At 68.6% G+C, this 7,525-nt stretch carries 3 protein-coding genes and 1 tRNA gene; 1 reads left to right on the top strand and 3 read right to left on the bottom strand.

Going from position 1 to position 7,525, the window contains the following annotated elements:
• Positions 1-246: 246 nt before the first annotated feature.
• Complete coding sequence (locus AB1K54_RS15010; RefSeq protein WP_371203565.1) at positions 247-678, top strand: SRPBCC domain-containing protein; 432 nt, start codon at positions 247-249, stop codon at positions 676-678.
• A 143-nt stretch (positions 679-821) separates the two neighbouring features.
• Here AB1K54_RS15010 and AB1K54_RS15005 read toward each other — a convergent pair whose 3' ends face one another.
• The 3 genes from AB1K54_RS15005 to AB1K54_RS14995 all read right to left on the bottom strand — a co-directional run bounded on the left by AB1K54_RS15005 (position 822) and on the right by AB1K54_RS14995 (position 7,488).
• Positions 822-6,200 (bottom strand): hypothetical protein, encoded by a 5,379-nt coding sequence (locus tag AB1K54_RS15005; protein ID WP_371203564.1) that lies wholly within the window; start codon positions 6,198-6,200, stop codon positions 822-824.
• Between the two features lie 678 nt (positions 6,201-6,878).
• Positions 6,879-7,220 (bottom strand): helix-turn-helix transcriptional regulator, encoded by a 342-nt coding sequence (locus tag AB1K54_RS15000; protein WP_371203563.1) that lies wholly within the window; start codon positions 7,218-7,220, stop codon positions 6,879-6,881.
• Positions 7,221-7,414: 194 nt separating this feature from the next.
• Positions 7,415-7,488: transfer RNA gene (locus AB1K54_RS14995), tRNA-Met, on the bottom strand.
• Positions 7,489-7,525 lie beyond the last annotated feature (37 nt).

Here is a 7,525-nt window from a genome sequence, read left to right as displayed (position 1 = left end):
CGCAAACTCGTCCACACTCTCCTCGAGACGGCCGAGCCCGTCCGCCCCGAGCTCTACCTCACCGCCTGACCATCACCCACCACAGGAAGCAAACGGAGTGACACCACACGACGGGACTTGACCAGCACGGTCCGACGCGGCAGACATGACGCGCGGGACGGGTGGAACACCCCGTCGGTACGTCTCCATCTCGACCTACCGAGGGCGTGTTGCGAAGGGCGTCTGTCGTATCGATAGTTTTGTCGCGTGCTTCGGGATTCGGTGACGGTCGCGACGGCGATTGTTGCGTCCGTTGATGTTGTCTGGCGATTCTTGACGGTTGGGCGGGATGCGTGGTGGCCGGAGATGCGCTTCGAGGCTGTTGTTGGCTCGGTGCTCGTCGAGACCTGGATCGAAGACGGCCGTCAGGCGAGCGCGACGGGAATCGTCACGCGATGTGACGAACCGCAGTTGCTCGGATTCAGCTGGGCTGAACAGGGCTGGGAGCGCCCCCTCGATGTCGTGATCCGGCTCGTCGCTGACGGGCAGTCGACCGCGGTCACGCTCACCGAGTCAGGGTTCTCCCGATCTCACGCTCCATTTGAGTTGCCTGCAGAACACGAAGAGGGATGGCGATACCACCTGACGCGACTGAAGCGGGTGAGCGAGGGCGAAGCGGTCGACGTCGATGCTCAGTGAGCGCTGCTGTCCGCGAACACCCGGTCGGGCCGGGATCGTGGCCTGCCTCTGGACCCTCGCGCTGATCATCGCGTGGTTCGCGGTGCAGGCGCGGCGGGCGGGTTTGTGGTGGCGCGCGTTGATCAAGCCACCGCGCGCCTGAGTCAGCCGATCTCCCGCCGCCGCACCAGCAGCAGTCCGCACCCGGCGAGGACGAGCATGAGCGCCCACGCCACCAGGTCGCTCGCCGCGAAGCCCGACGCAGGCAGTGTGCCGGCCGTCACCAGCACGGAACCGCTGACGCTCGCGGTCGGCGACCCTGCCGCCGACGCGAACGCCGAGTTCGTGACGGTGCCGGTCGCGCCGTGGGCGACGGCGGTTCCGACGACGAACGACACGGTCTCGGCCGGCATCAGCACGTCGATCGTGCATGTCAGGCGAGGTGCCGCAAAGGTGCAACCGGCGGGCACCCCGGTGATCGTCAGCGCGTCCGGCAGCGCATCGACCACCGTGACCTGGGTGAGGGCCGACGGGCCGTCGTTCGAGACGTCTATCGTCCAGGCGACGGACCCGCCGTCTGCCACGGCAGCGACGTCGGGCGTCTTTTCGATCCGCAGGGCCCCGCTTGTCACGAGGGTGAGGTCGGCCGACGAGGAGTTGTTGTCGGGGTTCGGGTCGGTCACCGGGCTGCTCACGGTCGCCGTGTTGGAGATGACCGTGCCGTCCGGCGCTAGCGGGTCGGTGCGGACCGCGAAAGTGAGCGTGTAGGACTCCCCGGGACGCAGCTCCGGGATGCTGCAGCCGAAGTCGAGCGCGTCGGCCGCGCAGTCGATCATCGCCTTCGCCCCCGGCTCGGGCATGCCCGAGAGGACTGCTGCGGTGGACGCATCCTCCAAGGCGACCTCGAGCGCCGAGGACGGACCGTGGTTCGTGACTGTCACGCTGTAGGTCGCCTCGCCCCCGGCCGCGATCGTCGTCGGGTCGACGGTCTTGGCGACCTCGAGGTCGGCTTCGGCCGTGATGGCCACGGCCACACTGACGGGCGGCTGCGGGTCCGGATCGAATCGGGCGCTGACCGCGCTCGCCGAGTTGATCACGGTCGACCCGGCCGCCAGCCCGGGATCCACGCGAACGGTGACGGTGAACTGCGCCGACTCGGTCGGACCGAGCGCATCGACTCGGCAGCGGAGCTCGTTGGTGGCGGGGTCGGCGATTTCGCACGCGTCGTCGGATGCTTCGGGAACGAAGACGAGTGCTGCGTCGAGCACGTCGATCACCTCGACCGCGGTCGTTGCCGACGGGCCCATGTTGGCGACGCTGAGATGGTAGACGATGTCGGTGCCGGCCACCGCCACGGTAGGCTCCACGGATTTCGAAACCTCGAGGTGGGCGCGGGGGGTGATGAGCGCGGTGGCGTTGGCCGTGTTGTTGCCGGGAACCGGGTCGACGGTGGTCGCGGTGACCGAGGCCGCGTTGTCGACGATCACGAAGTCGCTGTCGGCTGGCACAGCGTCGGGGGGAACGGCGACGGTCAGGGTCACGACGACCTCGTCGTCGATGCCGACCGGGTCGAGGGGGCACGAGACATCCTGGCCGGCGATCTGGCAGGCTGACCCATCGGAGGCGGTCACCGACACGATCTGGAGCATCGGGTCCACCGTGTCGGTGATGACCGCACCGTCCGCCTCGGACGGACCGAGGTTGGTCACGGTGATCGTCCAGGAGAACTCTGCGCCGGCGACACCGGTCGTGAGCCCCTTCACGATGTCGAGGTCGGCCGACGCGACGATGGTCGTCTGCGCGGTTGCGGTGACGCCCTCAGGGTCCTCGGTCGAGACCGCAGTCGCCGTGTTCGTCGCGGTCGCCGGATCGGCCTCGGACGGCACGGTCGCCACGATGGTCAGCCGCCGCTCATCGCCGACGCCGAGGGTTCCGACCGCGCAGGTGACCACCTCGGCAGCTGCCGTGCAACCCGGAGTGCTCGCATCGGGTTCGAAGACGAAGCCCGTCGGCAGGGTGTCGGTCACCACCGTGTCGGTGGCTGTCGACGGGCCGGCGGGGTTCCCGACGAGGAGCGTGTACGAGACGGACTGGCCGGCGGTGACGGTATCGGGCGAGCCCGTCTTGCTGAGCGACAGCTCCGCAATGCGCACGACGTCGACCTGGCCCGTGTCGGTGACCGAGTCGCCCCCCGGTACGACCACCGTCGAGCGGTTCACGAGTGGTCCGGCCGCGTGGTCGGCGGCCACCGAAGCGGTGACCGTGATCGTGACGGGCTGGTCGGGCGGCAGTTCGCTGATGCTGCAGGAGAGCGTTTCGAGCGTGCACATGACCGCCGGATCGCTCGAGGTCATGGCCGTGACGGTGTGGCCGGCGTCGGGCCGGTCGAGCGCTACGCCTGTGGTGAGATACGACGGCCCGCCGTTGGTGACGACGACATCCCAGGTCATCGCGGAGCCTGCCACGACCTGTCCTTGGTCGGGCACCTTCTGCACCTGGACCTCCGACTGGCGCTCCACACTCGTGATGCTGGTGGCCTGCGCCTGGCCGCCTTCGGCATCGGCCGCGTTGGCGGTGTTCAGCAGCGCGAAGCCGTTCGGCGTCTCAGGATGGACCGTGGCGGTGAGGGTCACGATGGTCGATGCTCCGGCGGCGAGGTCGCCCAGGTCGCACGAGAGCAGCCCGGGGAAGACGGTGCACGAAGCACCGCTGGGAGCGCTGACCACTGGGTCCTGAAGCTGGGACGGAATGGGATCGGTGAGTACGGCGTCGACGGCTCCGGATGGCCCGCGCGCGAACACCTCGTACGTGTATGTGATTTCGGTGCCGGCGACCACCGACGCGGCCGATGCGGTCTTCACGAGATCGAGCCCGGCGTCTCGCTGCACGGTGAACGCAGCGCTCGCGGTGTTGTTGTTCTCGTCGAGGTCGGGTTCGGTCGCGCCGACCTCGACGGTGTTCTCGATGACGGATCCCGCTTCGGCGGCTGGATCGACAGTGCCGGTCAGCGTCACCGTGACACTCTCGCCGACCGAAAGCGCCGGGATGTCGCAGTCGAGCACGCCGGCGTCCACGCTGCAGGCGCCGGGACCGGCTGTCACCTCGGCGGCGGTCCAGACGATGCCCGGCACCGCCGGATCCTCGATCAGCACATCGCTCGCGTCCGACGGCCCACCGTTGGCGACCACCATCTCGAACACAGCCTCGCCCCCGGCAAGCACCGAACCGGGCCCGGCCTTCGTGACCGACAGGTCGACAGCGCGGGCGGAGGTCGCGTCCACTGTGGACGTGTTGTTCGTCGCAACCGGATCGGGTTCGGTCGCGGTGACCGTGGCTGTGTTCGTGACCGTCTCACCGTCGGGCACATCGGATGGCACCTGGAAGGCGATGTCGAATCGCGCAGTCGCCCCCGACGCCAGCGTCGCGAGGGTGCACACGACCTCGCCGCCCGACAGCTCGCACGAGGGCGAGGAGAGCAGGGGGTCGAAGGTCGTGCCCGCGGGCACTGCGTCAGAGACGACCACGTCGTGCGCAGGCGACGGGCCGGCGTTGCTGACCTCGAGGACATACCCGATCGCCGCCCCGGGCGCGAATGTCGCTGGGGCGCGCTTGACGATCGACAGGTCGGCTGAGCGGTTCACCTGGACGGCGGCGACCGTCCGATTGTTCGAAGGGTCGCGGTCGGGTTGGACCGAGGTCACGGTCGCGACGTTCTCGAGCACTGTGCCCGCCCCGAGTTCGGGCGCGATCGTCGCGGTGACCTGGACTTGCGCCGACAGCCCTGGATTCAGCCGGCTGGAGCAGGTTGGCACCGGCGTCGCGGTGCAACCGGCCCCCGAGATGCTCACGGCGCTGAAGCCCGGCGGCACTGCGTCGGTGAGAACGTAGTCGGCGGCAGACGGCCCGGCATTGCTCACGGTGATCGTGAACGACACATTCCCGCCGGCGCTCGCCACCTGCGAGGACGGCGCCTTGACCACCGACAGGTCCACATCGGTGTCGACCAGGACCGTGGCGGAGGCCTGGTTGTTCACCGGGTCGTCGCCTTCGACGGCGCCTTGGATGATCGCGGTGTTGGTGCGATTGCCCGGGCTCGCCTGCGGCGTCGCCGTGAAGGCGATCTGGAAGGTCTGGGTGCTCGACGGCGCCAGATCGCCCACAGGGCACTGCACGGAGCCCGCGCTGACGAAGCACCCGGGCGAGCTCGCGCCCGGCGCAAAGACCAGACCGGACGGCACCGCGTCGATCACCTGCACGTTCTGCGCGAGACCCGGGCCGTTGTTGATCGCCTCCACTGTGAACACCACGGCGTCTGGGCTGCCCGCGGTGACCACCGCGGGAGCGGGGGCCGACTTCGTGACGGCGAGATCTGCCTGCGCGAGCACTGTGATCGGAGCGGCGCCGGATGTGCCTGTCACGTCGACGGACACGCCCGTGCCGGACACGTCGATCGTGAAGACTCCTGGGTTCGTGCCGACGGTGACCGCGAAGGCGAACTGCAGTTGCGCGTTCGGCGGGATCTCGAGAGGCCCCGGAAAAGTCAGGGTGGAACCGCTCACGGTGGGTTCGCCGACGCCCGTCGCAGACCCGGGGGTGTACGTGAAGCCCGGCGGCAGCTCGACCGTGAGATCGGCCAGGACGGCCGTGTCGACGTTCGGGTTCGACGCCGTGATCGTGTAGCCGTTCGGTTCGCTCGGGCGCGAGGTCGGCTGATGGGCGGTGGCGGACAGCACCACGGGCACCTCGCCGGAGGGCGAGAATGCGGTCGTCCACTCGAAGGTTGCCGTGCCGCCGGTCGGCACCTGCACCGGCCACGCGATGCCGATGCCGTTGTCGATGTAGCTGTTGCACAGGCAGGTGTTGGGGAACGGCAGCTGCTGCCCGATCCGGCTCCACACCGAGCTGTAGCCCGCTTGGTAGAACGTGTTGCCGCCCGTTCGCGGGATGAGCTGCTGGAGTCGCGACCCGGGCTGGGTCGAGGTCGCGCAGGCGGGCGAGGTGCCGAACACCTTTCCGTACCCGCTGTCGGAGTTCTGCAGGTAGCAGTCGCCGGCGGTGTAGACGAGGCCCGACTGCACGGCCACGCTGCCGTTGTCGATGGTGACCGAGGTGTCGTAGAACTCGTTTCCGAGAACGTACCGGTCGGTCTGGGTCACGGTCACGCCGGTACCGGTGGAGACGACCGTGACGATGGTGAACGGGTCCGCCGGCGTGCCGGAGCCGGTGGTGGTGGTCTGGCTGAGTGTCGTCCAAGCGGTGCGGGGGCCCGCACTTGTGCCAGCCGGGATGTTGGCGGGTCCGTAGAGGATGCCGTTCAACGCCATCAGCGTCCCGCAGGCGGTCTGGCCGTACCACTCCGGTTGGGCGTCGTTGACGTGACGCACATCGCAATTGAGGTCGGGGCTCACCGTGATCTGGCGCAGCGGACCAGGCGAAGTGATGGTCGAGGCCGAAGCCGGTGCGACCGCCACAGTGAGGGTGAGGGCGAGCGCGACCACGATCGCGGTGCACATTGCCGTGACACGCATGACGACGGATCGCATCATGTCTCCTCTCACCCGACCCCCGGTTTGGAGAAAACCGCCTTCCGCATGTATAGCGTGAACGAACGGCCACGTCGAGTACACCGGAGATCGTGCACGCGGAGCCGTGTCCGGGTATTTCGACATCGAAAGATTCGGCGGGCCAGGGCAGGATCCCTTGCGCGGGCGCTCGACCTGATGTCGGGCGGGCGCGCCTCGCTCGTCCCGCGGGGGGCAACGGCATTCGGCAGGTGGCACTCACGAAGCTCATGGGAAAGGCCCAGAAAACGCGTGGTCTTCCGGGCCTTATCTGTTGCGAGGACAGGATCTGAACCTGCGACCTCTGGGAGGCGGTCAGTGCCTGTTTGCCGTCACGGAGTGGCTTGGAGGATCGTGGATCTCCTCGGGGATTGGCGGGGAGACCGCGCGGTCACCCTCGTGAGGGTAATGGGGCAGGACGGGATCGTTGCCGACTGAATCTGGCCTGTTGATGTACGCTGCGCGGGTCAGCGGCACTCGGGCCCGAGCCCGTCGTCCGCGAGGATCTGCTTGTCGGCGCCTTACGTGCCCGAGAAGCGTTCCGGCTCGGGCCCGGTGGGCGCGAGCGTCAGCCCGAACCGCTCGCGGACGGTCGCCGGCGGGTCGCGCGCCAGAACCGCTCGAACTCCTCATACGGGATGCGATTGCGGTTGCCGACCTTCACCGCCTCAGCTCGCCGGCCTTGATCCGGCGGGAAATCGTGGGCCGCGACACGCCAAGCGCATCGGCGACCTGCTCAGGCGTGAGCATCCGCCGCTTCGCCGTCAGCGTCACCGTCTTCCCCTCGGCCGCCGCTCGCTGCAGGTACGCGGCGACCTGGTCGAGCCACGCAGGGTGGCCGTGGGCGACGGCGACGAACTGGCCGTCGGCGTCCTGGGCGGGCGTGGACCGCCGGCCATGCACCACCACGCCGGCGGGCTTGTCGTCGATGTCCACGAGGTCGAGGGCCGCGAGGGCGGGCGAGGTCATCGCCGTGAGGGCGTCAGCGGTAGTGGTGATCACCCAAAGGTTGCACGGGCTCGTCGCGGCGAACCGGTCAGCCAACTGCCGCGCTGGCGTCCCGGCGTGAGGAACCTCAGCCGGGCGACGGCGGCGGTCCCATGCTCGTGGCGAGGAAAGGAGCACTTTGTGGCGTCGGGTTCAATTCGTTAACCATTTCAGGCTCGGAGATCCGTGATCTCCGAGCCTGAAATCCGTTGCGGGGACAGGATTTGAACCTGCGACCTCTGGGTTATGAGCCCAGCGAGCTACCGAACTGCTCCACCCCGCGGCACAAGAGATAGCCTAACACGGGTTCGGGGTGCTCC

Origin of the sequence: Microbacterium sp. BWT-B31 (assembly GCF_041379855.1) — a bacterium.
Taxonomy (GTDB): domain Bacteria; phylum Actinomycetota; class Actinomycetes; order Actinomycetales; family Microbacteriaceae; genus Microbacterium.
The sequence above is the reverse complement of the archived record's forward strand: the minus strand, read 5'-3'. Positions and strand labels throughout refer to the sequence as shown.